Origin of the sequence: Rhodococcus sp. PBTS 1 (assembly GCF_001620025.1) — a bacterium.
Classification (GTDB): Bacteria; Actinomycetota; Actinomycetes; order Mycobacteriales; family Mycobacteriaceae; genus Rhodococcoides; species Rhodococcoides kroppenstedtii.
Genome location: NZ_CP015219.1, coordinates 936,627 through 955,098 on the forward strand (window position 1 = coordinate 936,627; position 18,472 = coordinate 955,098).

Sequence of the window (18,472 nt, forward strand, 5' to 3'; positions counted from 1 at the left end):
GCCGGGTCACAGACAACTGCAGGTCGTGACATGCATCACGCAGGCTCGAACCCGAATCCGAGGGTTTCCTCGAGTTCGACGGCGCGGAGATACCCCCTGGTCTGCGACGACTTCGGCTACTCGCCGGTCACTTCGCGCCCTCCGTCGGGGTGGCGTCACGACGTACCCGCGGGTAGCACTAGGACGTCAAACAGAACGTGAGGATTTCCTCATGATTTTGTGTCACGCTGGTCCGCACGAGGCGACGGCTCCCCGCCAGGGATCGAGCGCGCGTCGTCTCACCGGACTCGTTCGACCGACCGGATCCACGAGAACCGAGGTCGCCGCCCCCAGCGGCCCCGACCCCCATCGCCTCGCACCCGAGGTAGGAGAGGACACGCACGCGTGACGATCAACGAGAGCACCCCATCCCGCCCGCGGTCCGGAGACCGCAGCAGCTCGCTCGCCGAGCGCGTGGTCGACGGCGAGGCGTACGCCCTCGCCTTCGGCGGTCAGGGCGCCCCGTGGCTGCCGACGCTGGACGAACTGACGCGCGACTGCGCGCTCGAGCCGCAGATCACCGATCTGGTGAACTCGTCCGCGCGGGTGCTCGCGCCCGTGGCCGCCGAGCTGCTGGTCGTGCGCCCGCTCGGGTTCGATCCGATCGCGTGGATGCTCGAGCAGGAACTGGCCGACGATCCCGCCGCCGGGCCGTCGGACGCCGCTCTGCTGTCCGCCGCCGTGTCGGTGCCCGGCGTGCTGCTCACCCAGATCGCCGCGCTGCGTGCCCTCGCCGTGCAGGGTCTCGACTACACCACGACCGCCCCGGTCGCGGTCATCGGTCACTCGCAGGGCGTTCTCGCCGAGGCCGTCGTCGCCGACCGCGGTGACAGCGACGTCGAGCTCCTCGCCCTCGCCCAGCTGATCGGCGCCGCCGCCGGTCTGGTCGGCCGCCGCCGCGGTCTCATCGGTGCCGGCGATCGCGCCCCGATGGTCTCGGTGTCCAACGTCGACCCGACCCGTCTGCAGACGATCGTCGACGAGGGTGACGAGGGTGGGGCGTCCGCCGTCGTCGCGATCCGCAACGGCCGTCGCCGCGTCGTCCTCAGCGGGCCCTACACCGCGCTGATGCGCATCCAGCAGCGGTGCGAGGAGATCGCGGACCGCGAGACCCGCGAGCGCGACGCCAAGAAGCGTGGCGGCGACGTGTTCTCGCCCGTCTTCGAGCCCCTCGCCATCGAGGTCGGCTTCCATCACCCGCAGCTCGCCGAGGCCGTCGAGATCGTCGAGGGCTGGGCCACCCGCTGCGGTCTCGACGTCGACCGCGCCCGGTCGCTCGCCGCCGCCATCCTGGTCGAGCCGGTCGACTGGGTCGCCGCGGTGGATTCCGTCGTCGCCGCCGGTGCCGCCTGGGTGCTCGACCTCGGCCCCGGTGACGCGCTCACCCGCCTGACCGCGTCGAACATGCGCGGTCACGGTGTCGGCGTCGTCGCCGCCTCGACGCGCACCGGCCATCGCCACCTGCTGACGCCGGGCGCTGCCCCCGCCGTCGACCGCCCGTGGACCGACTTCGCGCCGCGCGTCGTCACGCTGCCGAACGGCCGCACCGTCGTCGAGACCTCCTTCACCCAGCTCACCGGTCGCTCGCCGATCCTGCTCGCCGGCATGACGCCGACTACGGTCGATCCGGCCATCGTCGCCGCCGCCACCAACGCCGGCCACTGGGCCGAGCTCGCCGGTGGCGGCCAGGTCACCGAGGAGATCTTCGCCGGTCACGTCGACCGCCTGAAGGATCTGCTCGAGCCGGGCCGCTCGGTGCAGTTCAACTCGCTGTTCCTCGACCCGTACCTGTGGAAGCTGCAGCTCGGCGGCAAGCGCCTCGTGCAGAAGGCCCGCACCGCGGGTGCACCGTTCGACGGCGTGGTCGTCACGGCCGGGATCCCCGAGCTCGACGAGGCCGTCGCGCTGATCGAAGAGCTGACCGAGGTCGGCATCAGCCACGTCGCGTTCAAGCCGGGCACCGTCGCCCAGATCCGCAGCGTCATCCGTATCGCCACCGAGGTGCCCGACTACCCGGTGATCGTGCACATCGAAGGCGGGCGCGCCGGCGGCCACCACTCGTGGGAGGACCTCGACGACCTGCTCGTCGCCACCTACGCCGAACTGCGCGCGCACGACAACATCGTCATCTGCGTCGGCGGTGGCATCGGCACTCCGGAGCGGGCGGCCGAGTACCTCACCGGCCAGTGGTCCGTCGACGCCGGCTTCCCGGCGATGCCGCTCGACGGCATCCTCGTCGGCACCGCCGCCATGGCGACCCTCGAGGCCACCACGGCCCCCGAGGTCAAGCAGTTGCTGGTCGACACCCCCGGGTGCCCGGACTGGGTGGGCGCCGGAACCGCCACGGGCGGAATGGCATCGGGCCGCAGCCAGCTCGGCGCGGACATCCACGAGATCGACAACGCCGCGTCGCGCACCGGCCGTCTGCTCGACGAGGTCGCCGGTGACGACGACGCCGTCGCGGCGCGTCGCGACGAGATCGTCGCCGCGCTGGACGCCACGGCCAAGCCGTACTTCGGCGACGTCGCCGACATGACGTACCTGCAGTGGCTGAACCGTTACGTCGAGCTCGCCGTGGGCGACGACCCGCGCGTGGAGAACCCGTGGCTCGACATCACCTGGCGCGTGCGCTTCCGGGACATGCTGCAGCGCAGCGAGGCTCGCCTACACCCGGCCGACCGCGGACCGGTTCCCACGCTGTTCGCGGACGACGACCTGCTCGAGCGTCCCGCCGACGCCGTCGCGGCGCTGCTGCGGGCGTACCCCGACGCCGAGTCGGTGCGCCTGCATCCCGCCGACGTCCCGTTCTTCGTCGCGCTGTGCCGCCTGCCGGGCAAGCCGGTCAACTTCGTGCCCGTCGTCGACAAGGACGTGCGCCGCTGGTGGCGTAGCGACTCCCTGTGGCAGGCGCACGATCCGCGCTACAGCGCCGATCAGGTCTGCATCATCCCCGGCACCGTTGCCGTCGCCGGCATCGACCGCGTCGACGAGCCCGTCGGTGATCTGCTGAACCGCTTCGAGAAGGCCACGACGGACCGGCTGCTCGCCGAGGGCGCCGAGCCCGTCGCCGTCGCCACGCGTCGCCACCCCGAGGTCGCCGGTGGCGCCATCGGTGTCGTGCTCGCCGCGCCGGACATCACCTGGGCATCGCGCTTGGCGCCCAACCCCGTTCGCCGTCTCGGCGCCGTGAGCGAGTGGGAGGTCACCTCCGACGAGCAGGCGACGCACCCCGGCACCGGAGCCACCCTCACCACGTCCGGTGACGACGCCGTGCTGCTGTCGGTGCCGCTGACCGCGGGCCGCTCGGTCGACATCCGCATCACCGTCCCGGCCTCCGCCGTCGACGGCGGCGCGCCGCTGGTGACCGACGCCGACGCCGAGACCGCCATGTCCGCCCTCCTCGGAGTGGCTGCGGGACAGGACCTTCCGACCGTCAAGAACGGAACCGCGCGTCTCAACATCGCCTGGTCGCCCGATCTGACCGCCGATCACGCCGGGGTCACCGGCTCCGGCCTGCCCGCCGAGTACGGCGTCGGCCAGTCGGTGGTGCCGGACGTGCTCGTCGGGGCCTGCTGGCCCGCCGTCTTCGCCGTGCTGGGCGCCGCTCGCACCGCGGACGCCGGCTCGGTCATCGAGGGCATGCTCGACCTGGTCCACCTCGACCACCGGATCGACCTGGTCGGCGAGCTGCCGGACCACCACAGCATCCTCGTGGTCAAGGCCACCGCCGGTGAAGTGATCGACACCGACCTCGGCCGCGTCGTGGAGGTCTCGGTCGAGATCGGCGCGATGCTGGGCGAGGGCCTCGACGCCCCCGCCGTCGCGACGCTTGTGGAGCGCTTCGCCATTCGCGGCCGCACCGGTGCCGGCACGCTCACCGATCCGCCGCGTGCGGGTGGGTCGCTCACCGGCGCCCTGGTGGAGACACCGCGTCGACGCCGTCGGGACGTCACCGTCACCGCGCCGCGCCACATGGGTGCCTTCGCCCAGGTGTCCGGCGACCACAACCCGATCCACACCTCCGACGCCGCCGCGCGTCTGGCCGGTCTGGGCAGCCCGATCGTCCACGGCATGTGGCTCTCGGCCGCCGCACAGCAGGTGGTGACGGCCGTCGATCCGTCGGCCACCACTCCGCCGCGTCGCCTCACCGCGTGGACCACCCGCTTCCTCGGCATGGTGCGCCCCGGCGCGTCGATCGACGTGCGCGTGGACCGTATCGGGTTCGAGGCCGGCCGTGAGGTCGTCGAGGTCTCCTGCAAGGTCGACGGCGACCTGGTCATGCAGGCCACCGGCCGCATCGCGGCGCCGAAGACGGTGTACGCCTTCCCCGGTCAGGGCATTCAGACCCGCGGCATGGGTCTCGACGCGCGCAGCCGGTCCAAGGCCGCCCGCGAGATCTGGGAGCGTGCCGACAAGCACACCCGGTCCGCGCTGGGCTTCTCCATCCTCGCGGTGGTGCGGGACAACCCGACCGAGCTGCGGGCGCGCGGCGTCACCCACAAGCATCCCGACGGCGTGCTGCACCTGACGCAGTTCACCCAGGTGGCCATGGCCGTCCTCGGTGTCGTCCAGGTCGCGGAGCTGCGGGAATCCGGTGCGTTCGTGGAGGACTCGTTCCTCGCGGGCCACTCGGTGGGCGAGTACAACGCCCTCGCGGCGGTCGCCGGCGTGCTGCCGCTCGAAGCCGTCCTCGAGGTGGTCTTCCAGCGCGGGTCCGCGATGCACCAGCTCGTGCCGCGTGATGCGCAGGGCCGCAGCGACTACCGCATGGCCGCCATCCGCCCGTCGCAGATCGGCCTGGCGGACGACGACGTCATCGCGTACGTCGAGTCCATCGGTGCCCGTGTCGGCGAGTTCCTGCAGGTGGTGAACCTCAACCTGCGCGGGTCGCAGTACGCCATCGCCGGCACGGTCGCCGGTCTCGAGGAGCTCGAACGCGACATCGACCGTCGCCGTGCGGAATTCGGCGGCAAGCGCGCGTTCATCCTGGTCCCGGGTATCGACGTGCCCTTCCACTCCACGGTCCTGCGCGGGGGAGTCGACGACTTCCGCAACCGCCTGCTCGACCTGCTGCCGGAGACGATCGATCCGTCGATTCTGGTGGGGCGCTACATCCCCAACCTGGTGCCGCGCCTGTTCTCGCTCGAGAAGGCGTTCGTGCAGGAGATCGCCGACCTGGTGCCGTCCGAGCCGCTCGCCGACGTCCTCGGTGCGTGGGACGACTGGGCCGCCCGCCCGTCCGACCTGTGCCGCGTGGTGCTGACCGAGTTGCTCGCGTGGCAGTTCGCCAGCCCGGTCCGGTGGATCGAGACGCAGGATCTGCTGTTCGCCGACACCGCGGACGGCGGCCTGGGCATCGAGCGGTTCGTCGAGGTGGGCCTCGGCGCCATGCCGACGGTCGCCAACCTGGCCACCAACACGCTGAAACTGCCGGGCCGCGTGGGCCATCCGGTGGAGGTGCTCAACATCGAGCGCGACGCCGCCGTGGTGTTCTCCACCGACACCGACCCGGAGATCGTCGACGAGCCGGAGGAGACGCCGGCAGCGGACCCGGCCGCCGCCGCGCCCGCGGCGGCTCCCGCAGCGCCCGCGCCCGCCGCGGCACCGGCGGGCGGTCCTCGCCCGGACGACATCGCCTTCACCGCGTCGGACGCGACCACCGTGCTCATCGGCCTGTGGACCAAGCTCCGCCTCGACCAGATCGGCCCCGCCGACACCATCGAGGCGCTGTGCGACGGCGTGTCCTCGCGTCGGAACCAGCTGCTGGTCGACCTCGGTTCCGAGCTCTCGCTCGGTGCCATCGACGGTGCTGCCGACGCCGACATGGGTGCTCTCGCCGGCACCGTCAACAAGCTCGCCCGCACCTACCGTCCCTACGGCCCGGTGCTGAGCGACTCCATCAACGATCACCTGCGCAAGGTGTTCGGCCCGTCGGGTCGTCGTCCCGGCGCCGTCGCCGAGCGGGTGACCAAGGTCTGGCAGCTCGGCGACGGGTGGGCACACCACGTCACCGCCGAGGTCGCTCTCGGCACCCGTGACGGACAGTCCGTCCGCGGTGGGGCGCTCGGTGGTCTCGGGGAGACCGCTCCGTCGGACGGCGCCGCCGTCGACGCGCTGATCGACGCCGCCGTGACGGCCGTCGGCCAGCGCCGCGGAGTCCAGGTCTCGATGCCGTCCAGCGGGGGCTCCGGCGGTGGGGGCACCGTCGACGCCGCCGCGCTCGGCGAGTTCACCGAGAACATCACCGGCCGGAGCGGCGTGCTCGCCTCGGCGGCGCGTCTGGTGCTCGAGCAGCTCGGATTCGCGGACGTCGAGACGACGCCGGAGGCCGACACCGCCGAGTCCGACCTGATCGACCTGGTCTCCGCCGAGCTCGGCAGCGACTGGCCGCGGCTGGTGGCGCCGTCGTTCGACGCGCGCCGCGCGGTCCTGATCGACGATCGATGGGCGACGGCGCGTGAGGATCTCGCTCGCCTGTGGATCGGCGACGAGGCCGCTCGCGCCCTGGCGGTCGACGCCTTCACCGGTGCCGGCGAGGCCGTGGCCGCGCAGGCCGTGTGGTGGCAGCGTCGTGCCGACGCGCAGGGTCTGGCCGACCTGGCGTCGTCGTACGCCGCCATCGCCACGGCCGCGACCGCGACCGAGAAGCCCGGACAGTGGGCCGATCAGGTGGCCGTGGTGACCGGGGCGAGCAAGAACTCCATCGCCGCGGCGGTGACCGGTGAGCTGCTCTCGGGCGGGGCGACGGTCTTTCTGACCACGTCGCGTCTCGACGAGGAGCGCGTCGGGTTCTACCGCGAGCTGTACCGCACGCACGCCGTTGCCGGTGCCGCCCTCTGGGTGGTCCCCGCGAACATGGCGTCCTACGCCGACGTCGATGCGTTCGTCGAGTGGGTCGGCACGGATCGGATCGATTCGGCCGGCGGCGCCAAGAAGCTGGTCAAGCCGGCGATGACGCCGACGATGCTGTTCCCGTTCGCCGCACCGCGGGTGGCGGGCGAGCTGTCCGACGCCGGCGCCCGCGCCGAGATGGAGATGAAAGTTCTCCTCTGGTCGGTCGAGCGTCTCATCGGCGGACTGTCCACGATCGGGTACGACCGCGATGTCGACAGCCGACTGCACGTGGTGCTGCCGGGCTCGCCGAACAGAGGCCTCTTCGGTGGCGACGGCGCGTACGGCGAGGCGAAGGCCGCGCTGGACGCCGTGACCAACCGCTGGAAGGCCGAGCGCAGCTGGGCCGAGCGAGTCACGTTGGCGCACGCCCGCATCGGGTGGGTCCGGGGCACCGGACTCATGGGTCACAACGACGTGGTCGCCGAGGCCGCGGAGGCGGCCGGCGTGCGGACGTGGTCGACGCAGGAGATGGCCGAGCAGCTGATCGCGCTGTGCGACGAGCAGTCTCGCCGCGACGCGGTGAACGCTCCGCTCGAGGTCGACCTCACCGGCGGTCTCGCCGAGGCCGGACTCGACCTGGCGGCGCTGGCCAAGGAGGCCGCCGCCGCGGCCGTCGCCGAGGAGGCCCCGGCCCCCGCGCCGGCCACCGTGGACGCGCTGCCCGAGCCGCCGCGCATCACCGGCGAACTCGACGCCCCGGCCTGGCCGGAGCTCGACGTGGACCCGTCGGAGCTGGTCGTGATCGTCGGTGCCGGCGAGCTCGGACCGTACGGCAGTGCGCGCACGCGCTTCGAGATGGAGGTCGACGAGAAGCTCTCGGCGGCAGGCGTTCTCGAGCTGGCGTGGAGCACCGGCCTGGTTGTCTGGGAGAACGATCCCAAGCCGGGCTGGTACGACGTCGAGTCCGGTGATCTGGTGCCGGAGGCCGAAATCGCCGATCGCTACCACGACGTGGTGGTCGAGCGGTGCGGCATTCGCCGGTACGAGGACGACGGCGCCATGGTGAACAACACCGCGCCGCTGATGTCCTCGGTGTTCCTCGACCAGGATCTGACCTTCGTGGTGGGCAGCGAGGCCGAGGCCCGCGCGTTCGTCTCGGCAGATCCGGACCGGACCGTGGTGACCACCAACGCCGACGGCGACTGGCAGGTCACCCGCAAGGCGGGCACCGAGATTCGCGTGCCGCGTCGGATGAAGTTGACCCGCAGCGTGGGCGGCCAGATCCCCACCGGCTTCGATCCGGTCAAGTGGGGCATCTCGCCCGACATGGCGAGCTCGGTGGACCGCGTCGCGCTGTGGAACATCGTGTGCACCGTCGACGCGTTCATCACCTCGGGCTTCGAGCCGTCGGAGCTCATGCGCTGGACCCACCCCTCGCTGGTGGCGAACACGCAGGGCACCGGCATGGGCGGCATGGAGTCGATGCGCTCGCTGTACATCGACACGCTGCTGGGCGACGCGCGGGCGAACGACATCCTGCAGGAAGCCCTGCCGAACGTCGTGGCGGCACACGTGGTCCAGAGCTACGTCGGCTCGTACGGCGCGATGGTCCACCCCGTGGCCGCGTGTGCCACGGCGGCGGTGTCGGTCGAGGAGGGCGTCGACAAGATTCGCCTCGGCAAGGCCACGTTCGTGGTCGCCGGCGGTTTCGACGACCTGAGCAACGAGGGCATCATCGGCTTCGGCGACATGTCGGCCACGGCCGACACGGAGGCCATGCGGGCCCAGGGCATCAGCGATCGGCGGTTCTCGCGGGCCAACGATCGTCGACGCGGTGGCTTCGTCGAATCGCACGGTGGCGGAACGATTCTCCTCGCCCGCGGCGATCTCGCCCTGGAGATGGGTCTGCCCGTCCTCGGTGTGGTCGGCTGGGCGCAGTCGTTCGGCGACGGTGTCCACACCTCGATCCCGGCTCCGGGCCTCGGCGCCCTGGGTGTGGGTCGCGGTGGCCGGGACTCGGCCATGGCGCTCTCGCTCGCGGCGCTCGGCGTCGCGGCGGACGACATCGCCGTGATCTCCAAGCACGACACGTCCACCAACGCCAACGATCCCAACGAGGCCGAGCTGCACACGCGTCTGGCGCGGGCATTGGGGCGCAGCGAGGGCAACCCGCTGTTCGTGGTGTCGCAGAAGTCGCTGACCGGCCACAGCAAGGGCGGCGCCGCCGCCTTCCAGCTGATCGGTCTGTGCCAGGTGTTGGCGCAGGGCGTCGTGCCGCCGAACCGCAGCCTCGACTGTGTCGACGACAAGATGGCCGAGTTCGAGCACCTGGTGTGGGCGCGTCGGCCGCTGACGTTCGGTAACTCGTTGCCGCTCAAGGCGGGTCTGCTGACCAGCCTCGGGTTCGGCCACGTGTCCGGGCTGATCGCGGTGGTGCACCCGCAGGCGTTCGTCGCCGCGATCCCGGCCGACCGACGCGAGCAGTACCTGCGCACGTCGCGGGACCGCGTCGTCGCCGGCCGCCGACGGCTCGCCGACGCCATGTGCGGCGGAGACGCGCTGTACCGGCGCCCGGAGGATCGCCGATTGGGCCACGACGGCACCCCGTCGGCCGTCAAGCACCAGCTCGAAGCCGACCTGCTGCTCAGCGAGGCCACCCGACTCGGTGCGGACGACGTCTACCGCGTCGCCGTCCAGGATGGCACGGTGACCGAATGAGCATCCTCGGAGTCGGACTCGACCTGGTGTCGGTGACGGAGTTCGCCGAGCAGATGGAGCGCGTCGGGACCACCATGGTCCGCGACAGCTTCACTGCCGGCGAGCGCCGCCACGCGGCCACCAAGAGCAGCGACCCCGCGCGGCACTACGCCGCGCGGTGGGCGGCGAAGGAAGCGGTGCTGAAGGCATGGGCCGGATCCCGCTTCGCGCGGGCACCGCAGATCGGTGACAACCCCTACCCGTTGATCGAGGTGGTCAACGACGCCTGGGGCCGCCCGTCGATCAAGCTGCACGGAATGGCGGCGGAGTTCCTGCCGTCGGTGAAGATCCACCTGTCGCTGACGCACGACGGCGACATGGCCGCCGCGGTGGCGATCCTGGAGGAGTGAGAACCGAGTGACTCGGGGGAGAGAGCCGGCGCTGTCAGCGCCGGCTCTCTTTCTCTGCCAGGGACAGGTACGCGGCCATGATGCGCTTGAGTTCCACCACCGCGTCGGCGTGCGTCTGGCCGTCCTGGACCGAGAAGTTCAGCATCGAGTAGACGACGTGCACGAGCACCTCGGCCATGAGGTTGCGACGCTCCCGCGGCGTCCGCGGGGTGAGCGGCGCGAGCATCCGCTCGATCTGTGCGGCGAAGGCCCGCTCGTGGATCACGCCCGTCGCCCGCGTCGCCGGCGTGCTCTGCATCGCCAACCACACCTCCCGGCGTGACGGGTCCGACGACCACAACCCGGACATGTGGTCGAGGAAGTCGTCGAGGAACCGCAGCCAGTCGATCGACGGGATCTCGCCGTCGAATTCCGCCAGCTCCCGCTGCACACCCTTGAGGTCCTGCCGGTTGAGCTCGCAGACGATCACGTACTTGTTGGCGAAGAACTGATAGAGCGTGCCGATCGGCAGGCCCGCCCGCGAGGCCACTTCCTCGCAGGTGAACGATTCGAACCCCACGTCGACCAGGAGTTCTCTCGACGCGGTGAGCAGGGCGTCGAACTTGCGCTTGCTCCGCTCCTGCGTCGGGCGACGCCGGGGGAGCAGTTCCACGGGCTCGTTGGTGTCCGCGTTCTCGCTGGTGTCGGCGCCGTCGCGCACGTCCGACTCGTCGAGGGTGTCGGGTTCGCCGGGTGTGCTCGGCTGGTGCGGCCACGGTGACCCGGCGGTGGACTCCACGACATCGAGACTATCGGTCCGGTGCGTCCTCACCACCGAGCATCCCCGATCGGCCCCGCCGTTTGTGAACATCCGGTATGTTTGGACAGCGTTGAGAGGGAGATGGACCGAAAAGGTCCGCCTCGTTCGCCCTCGCGCCCCGGATCGACGGGGGTGGTTCGGACTGCGTGAGGTTCCGGGTGCGCTGCGCCCGCGTCGCTCATCCCTGTGGATGGCGGCGTGGCCTGCGGCGGCACCGCCCCGACACGCGTCGAGACCAGGGAGGGCTCGCCATGAAGGACACCACGCCGGCTGCAGTGCTGGCCTACCACGTACAGGGCAGCACGGTGACCGCCGAGTTGCTTGCCGCGGCCGACGGATCGGTCGTCGGCCCGCCGGCCGTCGTCACGCTGGACGACCTCACCGCCGAGCAGATCGGTCTCTCCGTGCCCTCGCTGTGGCGCCTGATCGACGACGCGGACGTCACGGTCACCGGCGTCGTCGTCACCGGACTCGCGGCCGACGTCGACGCCGCGCCACCGATCCTCGAACTCGCCCTGGACGTGCCCGTCCACCGCGCGCCGTCGCCGACGGTCGTCGTCGACTCCCGCGGGTCCGCCCCGTGGGATCGCAGCGCGCCGCAGCGGTTGCGTCCCGCGCGTCCCGTCCCCGCGGCACCCGGCCGTCGACCCGCCGAGCCGACGCGGGAGTCCGTGCCCGCCTCCGATGCGTCCCGGCCCGGCCGGGTGGCGTCCGCCGCGCTCACGCAGGCGGGCGAGACCTTGCCGGCACCGCCGGCCGACGCCCGTCCGGCACCGGCGGACGACGACGCTCGAGCGCCGGACGTCGCCGGTCCCGCATCGTCGGACGACGTGACCGAGGCCTTCGCCGTCGTCGTCGACGACGAGCCCGCTCCCGTCCCCGTGTCGACGACGGACGGACGCCGGACCCGACGCGCGGGCACGCTGGTCGCCGCGTCGGCCGCCGCGATCCTGGTGGCCGCGGGCATCGCGGGGGCTGCCGTCGTCGTCGGCAAGCCGGGGGACGAGCCGGCCCGCACGGCGTCGGTGACCGACGCCGCCCCCGAGACGGCGCAGCCCGTGGCCGATGTGCCGGCGGCGGGCACCGGCGCCGCGGCCGTTCCGCCGCCTGCTCCGCCGGCGCCGGTCGTCGCGCCTACCAGCGAGACCGCAGAGCCGGATCCGGAGGCGACCGAGGAGTCGTGGCCCACGCCGACGTCACCGAGCGTCCCGCCGCAGACCACGTGGTCCCCGCCGCCGCGCACCTCCACCGTGCCGCCGCCGGTGTTCGCGGTGCCGGTGCCGGACCAGGATCCGAACAAGTCTCCGCAGCAGCTCCAGGACGAGGCGTGGGCCCGGCACTGGGAGCAGACCGGCGAGTGGCTGAACCAGGAGTTCGGCGGTTGACCGTGTGAGGCAGACTCGGGTGCCATGACTGCCTCTCTCGACCGCTTCCGCGCGTCCGTGTCCGCCGACATGCCTCGGGTGCGGGAGGAACTGGCCGCGCTGGTCGCGTTCCGGTCCGTGGCCGACGATGCCTCGGTCGCCGGAGACAACCGCGATGCCGCCGACTGGGTGCGTCGGGCGTTGGTCGACGCGGGAATTCCGGACGTCGACCTGCACGAGACGTCGGACGGGTCGCTGGCGGTGATCGGTCGTCGGCCCGCGCGCGAGGGCGCCCCCACGGTGTTGCTCTACTCGCACTACGACGTGCAACCCGCCGGTCCCGAATCCGCCTGGGCCAGTGACCCGTTCACGCTCACCGAGCGTGACGGTCGCTGGTACGGCCGGGGTGCGGCCGACTGCAAGGGCAACCTGGTGATGCATCTCGCCGCGCTGCGCGCCGTGGGGGAGTCACCGGTGGGCGTCGTCGTGGTGTGCGAGGGATCCGAGGAAACCGGCACCGGCGGACTCGAGCACCTGGTGGCCGAGCGTCCCGACCTGGTGGCGGCCGATGCCGTCGTGATCGCCGACGCGGGGAACGTCGCGGTGGGCGAGCCGACGGTCACGACGTCGTTGCGCGGCATGGCCATCGTGCGTGTCGACGTCGAGACCCTCGGCGGCGCTGTGCATTCCGGCATGTACGGCGGTCCGGCACCCGATGCCCTGGTGGCGTTGATCGGCATGCTCGCGACGCTGCACGACGACGCCGGAAACACCACGATCGACGGGGTCGACGCGTCCGGAACGTGGTCCGGCGCCGACTATCCCGAGGATCGGTTCCGTGCCGACGCCGGAGTCCTCGACGGGGTCGGGCTCGCCGGCGACGGGTCCATCGCCGACCGGTTGTGGGCGCGGCCGTCCGTGACGGTCATGGGGATGGACTGCCCGCCCGTCGTCGGGAGTGCGGCGGCCGTCGTACCGAGGGCGTCGGCGCGGCTGGGCCTGCGCGTCCCGCCGGGCGCCGACGCCGACGCGGTCCGGGACGCTCTGATCGCGCACCTGCGTGCGCGGGTGCCCTGGTCCGCACGAATCACCGTCGCGGAGGAAGCCGTCGGGCAGCCGTTCGCGGCACGTACCGACGGGCCGGCCTACGCCGCCCTCACCGAGTCCCTACAGGAGGTCTACGGGCGAGAGGTGGCCGTCGCCGGGCAGGGCGGGTCGATTCCGCTGTGCACCGCCCTGCAGGAGGCGCTCCCCGACGCCGAGATCGTGCTCATGGGCGTCGAGGAACCCCTGTGCCGCATCCACGCGCCGAACGAGAGCGTGGACCCGTCGGAGATCGAGAATCTCGCCGTCGCGGAAGCGCTGTTCCTCGAGCGGGTGGTCAGAGCTTCAGATCGCGGATGAGCTTGGCGACGTGGCCGGTCGCGCGCACGTTGTACTGCGCGACCTCCACGGCCCCGTCCGGATCGATGACGAACGTCGAGCGGATGACGCCGCGAACGGTCTTGCCGTACATGGTCTTCTCGCCGAACGCGCCCCACGCCTCGAGCGTCGTCTTCTCCGGGTCGGACAGCAGCGGGAAGGTCAGGCCCTCCTCGTCCCGGAACTTCGCCAGCTTCGCGGGCTTGTCCGGCGAAACGCCGAGCACCTCGAGGCCGGCGTCGTTCAACTGCGCCAGGCTGTCGCGGAAATCGCAGGCCTGCTTGGTGCAGCCGGGCGTCCCGGCGGCCGGGTAGAAGTACACGACGACCCGCTTGCCCCGGTAGTCCGCCAACGACACCGTCGTGCCGTCGGCGTCGGGCAGGGAGAGTGCGGGCGCGGGATCACCGGGGGAGAGTCTCGAGTCGGTCACACCGGCAAACCTAGTCGAGAAGGGCGCGGCAGCCGTGCTCTAGGCTCGAGGTTCGACCGGGCAACGATCACCTGTGGAGGGCCACGTGGCACGCAACACCGACAACATCGAGCGGGACATCGAGGCCGCACGCGACCAGCTGGCCGCCACCCTCGACGAACTGAGCGTGCGGGTGGATCCGAAGCGCCTCGCCGAGAACACCAAGCGCAGCGCCGTCGCCACCCTCAACGAGCCGGCCGTGAAGTTCTCCCTCATCGGAGTCGGTGTGGTCGTCGCGATCCTCGTGGTCCGCAAGATCGTCAGCTGACCCGTTTCCCCTGATCAGGGCGCCGATTTCACTCCGCGCGCCGGCAGGTGTTAGTGTCTTTCTCGCACCACGGAGCGGGCAACCGCTTCGGCGCCTATAGCTCAGTTGGTAGAGCAAGTGACTCTTAATCACTGGGTCCGGGGTTCGAGTCCCTGTGGGCGCACAGGCAAAGCCCCCCATCGCTGATGGGGGGCTTTTCTGTGTTCGGGTTCCGGGCGCTGCGCAGCGCGGGAGTCGATCCGGAACTATGCCTCCGTACCGTCGCCGTCGACCGGTGCTGCAGGACCGATCAGGGCGAGGACGGCCGGCTCGACGTCGACGGTCGGGTCGAGTACCGGTGCTGCGCGGAGGCAGCCGGCGACGAGGTGAACGAGCGTTTCGACGACATCGGTCACGCGCATCGCGTCGGTTGCGTCGTCGTCGAGGTGCAGCCACTGGACGGTGGCTTCGTCGATCGCCGCGACGGCGGTGCGACCGACCAGCCGCACGGCGGGCCGGTCGGCCTCGAGCCCGAGGAGGTGCGCGGCGGCCTGCAGTGCCGCGGTGCGGGCGTCCTCGAACACCTGCCAGGCCTCGGGGTCGGCGCCTCGTCCGCCCAGAACCAGGCGCAGGGCGAGACCCCGATGGCCACGCAGGTAGTTCAGATGAGCCGTCAGGGCCGCTCGGACTGCCACATCCGGCGTCGAGACGGGAATGTCGGTGAAGACTGCCGTCATCGACTCGGCCGTTGCGCGCATGGCTTCGAGGTAGATCCCACGCTTGTTCGTGAAGTAGTGGAACAGGAGGCCGTGCGCGACATCAGCGGTGTCGGCGATGTCGCCGACACCCACCTTGTCGTAGTCGTTCTCGGAGAACAGGGCAACCGCCGTCTCGATCAGCCGTCGACGGGTTTCCGCGGCCTTGGCGGTGCGGGCTTCTCTTCTCGTGGCGGGCCGGGACATCGGCTCATCGTAACGAGGTGGGGGCTACCGCCACGTCCGCGGAAGTCCGCGACGTCGCCATCAGATGATGGGGGTGATGTGGTCGTGCAGCTCGACACCCAGCAACGCCTTGCCGTAGGTCTCGACGGACACTCGAGGAAGCATCACCGCGTGCCGAGCTCCGACGTTCGAGTCGCGCCAGATCCGTTGGAGGGCATTCACATCGGCGAACGCACCGGCCCCGGTGGCGTCGAGAAGGATGTTGAGCGCCTCGGTGACGCTGCGCAGCGCCACCGCCGCGTCACCACGCACGCGGGCTCGGGAGACGAGGTCCGGGTACACCCCGGCTTCGGCCCACCGCATCACGTCGTCCGCCGCCCGGTGAGCGTGCAGATGCGCGGTGTCGATCTTCAGTGCGGCCTCGGCGACCATCATCTGGAACGCGACCGAATCCGCCTGCCGCTCGAACACGGTGTAGGCGAGTGACTTCTCCGCTGCCTTGGTGGTGACGAGATCGAGTGCAGCGCGGCCCATTCCGAGCTGCGGGCCGACCAGAACCATCACGAGCATCGGGCCGAAGGCCGACCGTGCGAACGCCGAGTCGGTGCGTTCGGCCACGTAGGACCCGCTGAACGCGCCCATCATCGACAGCATCCGGTGCTCGGGAACGAACACGTCGTCGGCCACGACGGTGTTACTGCCCGAGGCCCGCATGCCGGCGACGTACCAGGTGTCGTCGACGGTGTAGTCGCTGCTGGGGATCAGCGCCATGCCCTGGTCGAGCACGGAATCGTCCTCGTCGAGTACCACCACTCCACCGGTGCACCACGTCGCGTGCAGGCTGGCCGAGGCGTAGGGCCACTGGCCGCTGACTCGGTAGCCGCCCTCGACGCGGCGGGCCGTGGCGGTCGGTGAGACCACGCCGGAGATCACGACGTCCGGCCCGTCGGCGTAGACCTCGGCCTGCGCGCGCTCGTCGAACAGCCCGAGCGCCCAGTGGTTGATGTTCGACAGGGTGGTCACCCAGGACGCTCCGCCGTCGCCCTCGGCGATGGTCGAGGAGACGTCGAGCATGGTGCGCAGGTTCGTCTCGAGCCCGCCGAAACGGGCGGGTGCGGCGATGCGGAAGGCGCCGGCACGACGCAGAGCCGCCACGGTGTCGTCGGAGAGTCGACGCGCCTGCTCGTTGGCCGCGGCACCTGCTCGCAGGTCAGGGAGCAGGGCGCGCAGGTTGTCCAACACATCCGCCCCGCTGTCGAGGCGAGGGGCGGTGGTCGAGGGCTCGAATGCAGTGGTGGTCATCGGACCGCCTTCCGATCGGGCGCCTTTTCAGACGAGGCGCGGTGGTCGATGGGCCCGAACGTAAGACAGTTTTGACTCGAGGTCAATATTGACTTCGAGTCACAAAAGTGGCTCACTGAGCTTCCCCGTTTCGAAAGGAAGGCCCGCATGGTCGCCATCTACTGCGACAAGATCGTTCCCGCGCCGCAGCAGCGTGTGTGGGACGTCATCTCCGATGTCTCCACGTTCGAGCATTGGCACGCCCTGCACGAAGGCTGGGAGGAGATGCCGTCGGGCCCCATCGACGTGGGATCGACGATGGTGGAGAAGATCAAGGTGGCCGCCCTCGTCGACACGATCACGTTCGAGGTGAAGACGTGCCGGACCCCCAGTGAGGTCGTCTTCCGGGGCGCCGGATCGACCGGCTCGAAGATTCACATGCGACTCGGCCTCGAGCCCACCGGCGAGACCACGACGGTGACCATCGACCTCGACGTCACCAGCCCGCTTCTCGTCGGTCCCATCGGCAAAGCGCTCAACGGAACGTTCACGAAACGGCTGAGGCAGACGCTCGACGGCCTCGCGACGTACGTGGCGTCGGTCGACGGCAGCACCGAGACGCCCTCCCGGCACTGACCTCCACCGACCGTCGCAACCGACCTCGACGTCGGTCGCCCCACCTCACGAAGCAGGAGTCGTCGAATGTCCCGACCGGTTGCTCTCCACGACGAGTTCGACGCCGGCCCGTACCCGTTGTACGACATGATGCGGGAGGCGTCGCCGGTGACGTTCATGGAGGAGGTCGGCGGGTTCGACGCGTGGCTGGTCACGCGCTACGACGACGTGTCCTTCTGCATGAGGAAGCCGGCAATCTTCGGTCACGAGAGCTTCTGGGACGAGCCTGTGTCGATGCACGATCCGTCCGACGCCGTGCAGAAGTCCGTGGTCGAGAGTTTCTCGAACATCATGATGTACAAGGACGATTCGCCCCACTCGGCGATGCGGAAAGTGCTCGGTCCCCCGTTCGCTCCGCCGAAAGTGGCATCGCGGCGTGGCCAGGTGGAAGCCCTGTGTCGAGGCCTCCTGCAGCGGTGCCGCGAGAAGGGCACTTTCGACTTCGCGCAGGACTTCGCCTACCTGCTGCCGAGCTTGGTCGTGGCGGACTATCTCGGCATTCCGGAGGAGGATCGTGAGTTCGTTCGGCTCCTCGCGGATCGCTTCCGGGTCGTCTTCGAGCCCGAGGTGCAGGGCGACGCCCGCGCCGACATGCTCCGAGACGTGGCGCCGCTCGTGTCCTACCTGGACGATCTGATCGCCCGGCGCAGAGCCGAGCCTCAGGACGACTTCCTGTCCGCCCTCACCGCCATCGACGAGGCCGACGGCGGCATGACGACGGACGAGCTGCGTGGCAATCTCATGCACCTGCTCCTCGCGGGTAACGAAACCACGACGAACCTGCTGAGCCACATGGCCGTTCAGCTCGCCCGAACCCCCGAATTGCGCGAGATCATCGCCGCGGACCCGACCAGGGCGCGGCACTTCGTCGAAGAGACATTGCGGTTCGAAGCACCACTGCAGATCATCGCCCCAAGACACGCGAGCCGGTGACGATCGGTAACACCGAGATTCCCTCCGGCGCGATGGTGGCGCTGGGAGTCGGATCGGCCAATCGGGACCCCGCCCGCTTCGACGACCCCGACCGATTCGACCTCGACCGCGACGACAAGGCGCACCTGTCCTTCGCCGTCGGAGCCCACTTCTGCATCGGCGCGCCGCTGGCGCGCCTCGAGGGGCAGATCGCCGCGGAGATGCTGGCGAGCGAGTTCCGCGACCTCGAGATCGTCGCGGATGCGAAACCCGAGTGGAAGCCCGACCTCATCTCGCGGGGATTCATTCACCTCCCGGCGCGGAGCACGCAGTCGCCGTAGGCGCACTAGCGACGCACCGAACACCACCAATTCGATTCACC

General features: G+C 70.7%; 12 protein-coding genes and 1 tRNA gene. 9 read left to right on the forward strand and 4 right to left on the reverse strand.

The window, feature by feature from the left end:
• The first annotated feature begins 384 nt into the window (after positions 1–384).
• Complete coding sequence (locus tag A3Q40_RS04205) at positions 385–9,591, forward strand: type I polyketide synthase (RefSeq protein ID WP_068099918.1); 9,207 nt, start codon at positions 385–387, stop codon at positions 9,589–9,591.
• Positions 9,588–9,980: a holo-ACP synthase AcpS gene (gene acpS / locus A3Q40_RS04210; protein WP_068099921.1), complete on the forward strand. Its 393-nt coding sequence runs from the start codon at positions 9,588–9,590 to the stop codon at positions 9,978–9,980. The genes A3Q40_RS04205 and acpS overlap by 4 nt, the downstream gene beginning before the upstream one ends.
• A gap of 34 nt (positions 9,981–10,014) precedes the next feature.
• Here the strand turns inward: acpS and A3Q40_RS04215 are convergent, their stop codons facing one another.
• Positions 10,015–10,680 (reverse strand): TetR/AcrR family transcriptional regulator, encoded by a 666-nt coding sequence (locus A3Q40_RS04215; protein ID WP_068105175.1) that lies wholly within the window; start codon positions 10,678–10,680, stop codon positions 10,015–10,017.
• Between the two features lie 350 nt (positions 10,681–11,030).
• Here A3Q40_RS04215 and A3Q40_RS04220 point away from each other — a divergent pair, with 350 nt between their 5' ends.
• Both A3Q40_RS04220 and A3Q40_RS04225 read left to right on the forward strand, forming a co-directional pair.
• Positions 11,031–12,164 carry a hypothetical protein gene (locus tag A3Q40_RS04220; RefSeq protein ID WP_068099923.1) on the forward strand — a complete coding sequence of 378 codons (1,134 nt, stop codon included), beginning with the start codon at positions 11,031–11,033 and terminating at the stop codon, positions 12,162–12,164.
• Positions 12,165–12,188: 24 nt separating this feature from the next.
• Positions 12,189–13,547, forward strand: coding sequence for a dipeptidase (locus A3Q40_RS04225; RefSeq protein WP_068099925.1), 1,359 nt, complete (start codon positions 12,189–12,191; stop codon positions 13,545–13,547).
• Here the strand turns inward: A3Q40_RS04225 and bcp are convergent.
• Positions 13,525–13,995, reverse strand: a complete 471-nt coding sequence (gene bcp, locus A3Q40_RS04230; protein WP_068099926.1) for a thioredoxin-dependent thiol peroxidase — start codon at positions 13,993–13,995, stop codon at positions 13,525–13,527. The genes A3Q40_RS04225 and bcp overlap by 23 nt on opposite strands.
• Before the next feature lie 85 nt (positions 13,996–14,080).
• Between bcp and A3Q40_RS04235 the strand changes: the two genes are divergently transcribed.
• Positions 14,081–14,302 (forward strand): DUF3618 domain-containing protein, encoded by a 222-nt coding sequence (locus A3Q40_RS04235; RefSeq protein ID WP_068105176.1) that lies wholly within the window; start codon positions 14,081–14,083, stop codon positions 14,300–14,302.
• A gap of 90 nt (positions 14,303–14,392) precedes the next feature.
• A tRNA-Lys gene (locus A3Q40_RS04240) sits at positions 14,393–14,465 on the forward strand.
• A gap of 82 nt (positions 14,466–14,547) precedes the next feature.
• On the opposite strand, the gene A3Q40_RS04245 is transcribed toward A3Q40_RS04240, so the two are convergent.
• Both A3Q40_RS04245 and A3Q40_RS04250 read right to left on the reverse strand, forming a co-directional pair.
• Positions 14,548–15,243, reverse strand: a complete 696-nt coding sequence (locus tag A3Q40_RS04245) for a TetR/AcrR family transcriptional regulator (protein WP_068099928.1) — start codon at positions 15,241–15,243, stop codon at positions 14,548–14,550.
• Between the two features lie 60 nt (positions 15,244–15,303).
• Positions 15,304–16,524 carry an oxidoreductase gene (locus A3Q40_RS04250; RefSeq protein WP_068099930.1) on the reverse strand — a complete coding sequence of 407 codons (1,221 nt, stop codon included), beginning with the start codon at positions 16,522–16,524 and terminating at the stop codon, positions 15,304–15,306.
• Between the two features lie 147 nt (positions 16,525–16,671).
• On the opposite strand from A3Q40_RS04250, the gene A3Q40_RS04255 reads away from it, so the two are divergent.
• The 3 genes from A3Q40_RS04255 to A3Q40_RS20965 all read left to right on the forward strand — a co-directional run bounded on the left by A3Q40_RS04255 (position 16,672) and on the right by A3Q40_RS20965 (position 18,431).
• On the forward strand, positions 16,672–17,139 hold the full coding sequence (locus A3Q40_RS04255; RefSeq protein ID WP_068099934.1) for a type II toxin-antitoxin system Rv0910 family toxin: 468 nt from the start codon (positions 16,672–16,674) through the stop codon (positions 17,137–17,139).
• A 66-nt stretch (positions 17,140–17,205) separates the two neighbouring features.
• Positions 17,206–18,111 (forward strand): cytochrome P450, encoded by a 906-nt coding sequence (locus A3Q40_RS20960; protein ID WP_068099936.1) that lies wholly within the window; start codon positions 17,206–17,208, stop codon positions 18,109–18,111.
• On the forward strand, positions 18,108–18,431 hold the full coding sequence (locus A3Q40_RS20965) for a cytochrome P450 (RefSeq protein ID WP_068099938.1): 324 nt from the start codon (positions 18,108–18,110) through the stop codon (positions 18,429–18,431). Before A3Q40_RS20960 ends, A3Q40_RS20965 begins: the two co-directional genes overlap by 4 nt.
• Positions 18,432–18,472: the final 41 nt, after the last annotated feature.

What these genes read in the sequence shown, in the direction of transcription:
- A3Q40_RS04255 (WP_068099934.1), top strand. Translation starts at nt 16,672, where the DNA reads ATGGTCGCCATCTACTGCGACAAGATCGTTCCCGCGCCGCAGCAGCGT.
- acpS (WP_068099921.1), top strand. Translation starts at nt 9,588, where the DNA reads ATGAGCATCCTCGGAGTCGGACTCGACCTGGTGTCGGTGACGGAGTTC.
- A3Q40_RS20960 (WP_068099936.1), top strand. Translation starts at nt 17,206, where the DNA reads ATGTCCCGACCGGTTGCTCTCCACGACGAGTTCGACGCCGGCCCGTAC.
- A3Q40_RS04250 (WP_068099930.1), bottom strand. Translation starts at nt 16,524, where the DNA reads ATGACCACCACTGCATTCGAGCCCTCGACCACCGCCCCTCGCCTCGAC.
- A3Q40_RS04245 (WP_068099928.1), bottom strand. Translation starts at nt 15,243, where the DNA reads ATGTCCCGGCCCGCCACGAGAAGAGAAGCCCGCACCGCCAAGGCCGCG.
- A3Q40_RS04225 (WP_068099925.1), top strand. Translation starts at nt 12,189, where the DNA reads ATGACTGCCTCTCTCGACCGCTTCCGCGCGTCCGTGTCCGCCGACATG.
- A3Q40_RS04220 (WP_068099923.1), top strand. Translation starts at nt 11,031, where the DNA reads ATGAAGGACACCACGCCGGCTGCAGTGCTGGCCTACCACGTACAGGGC.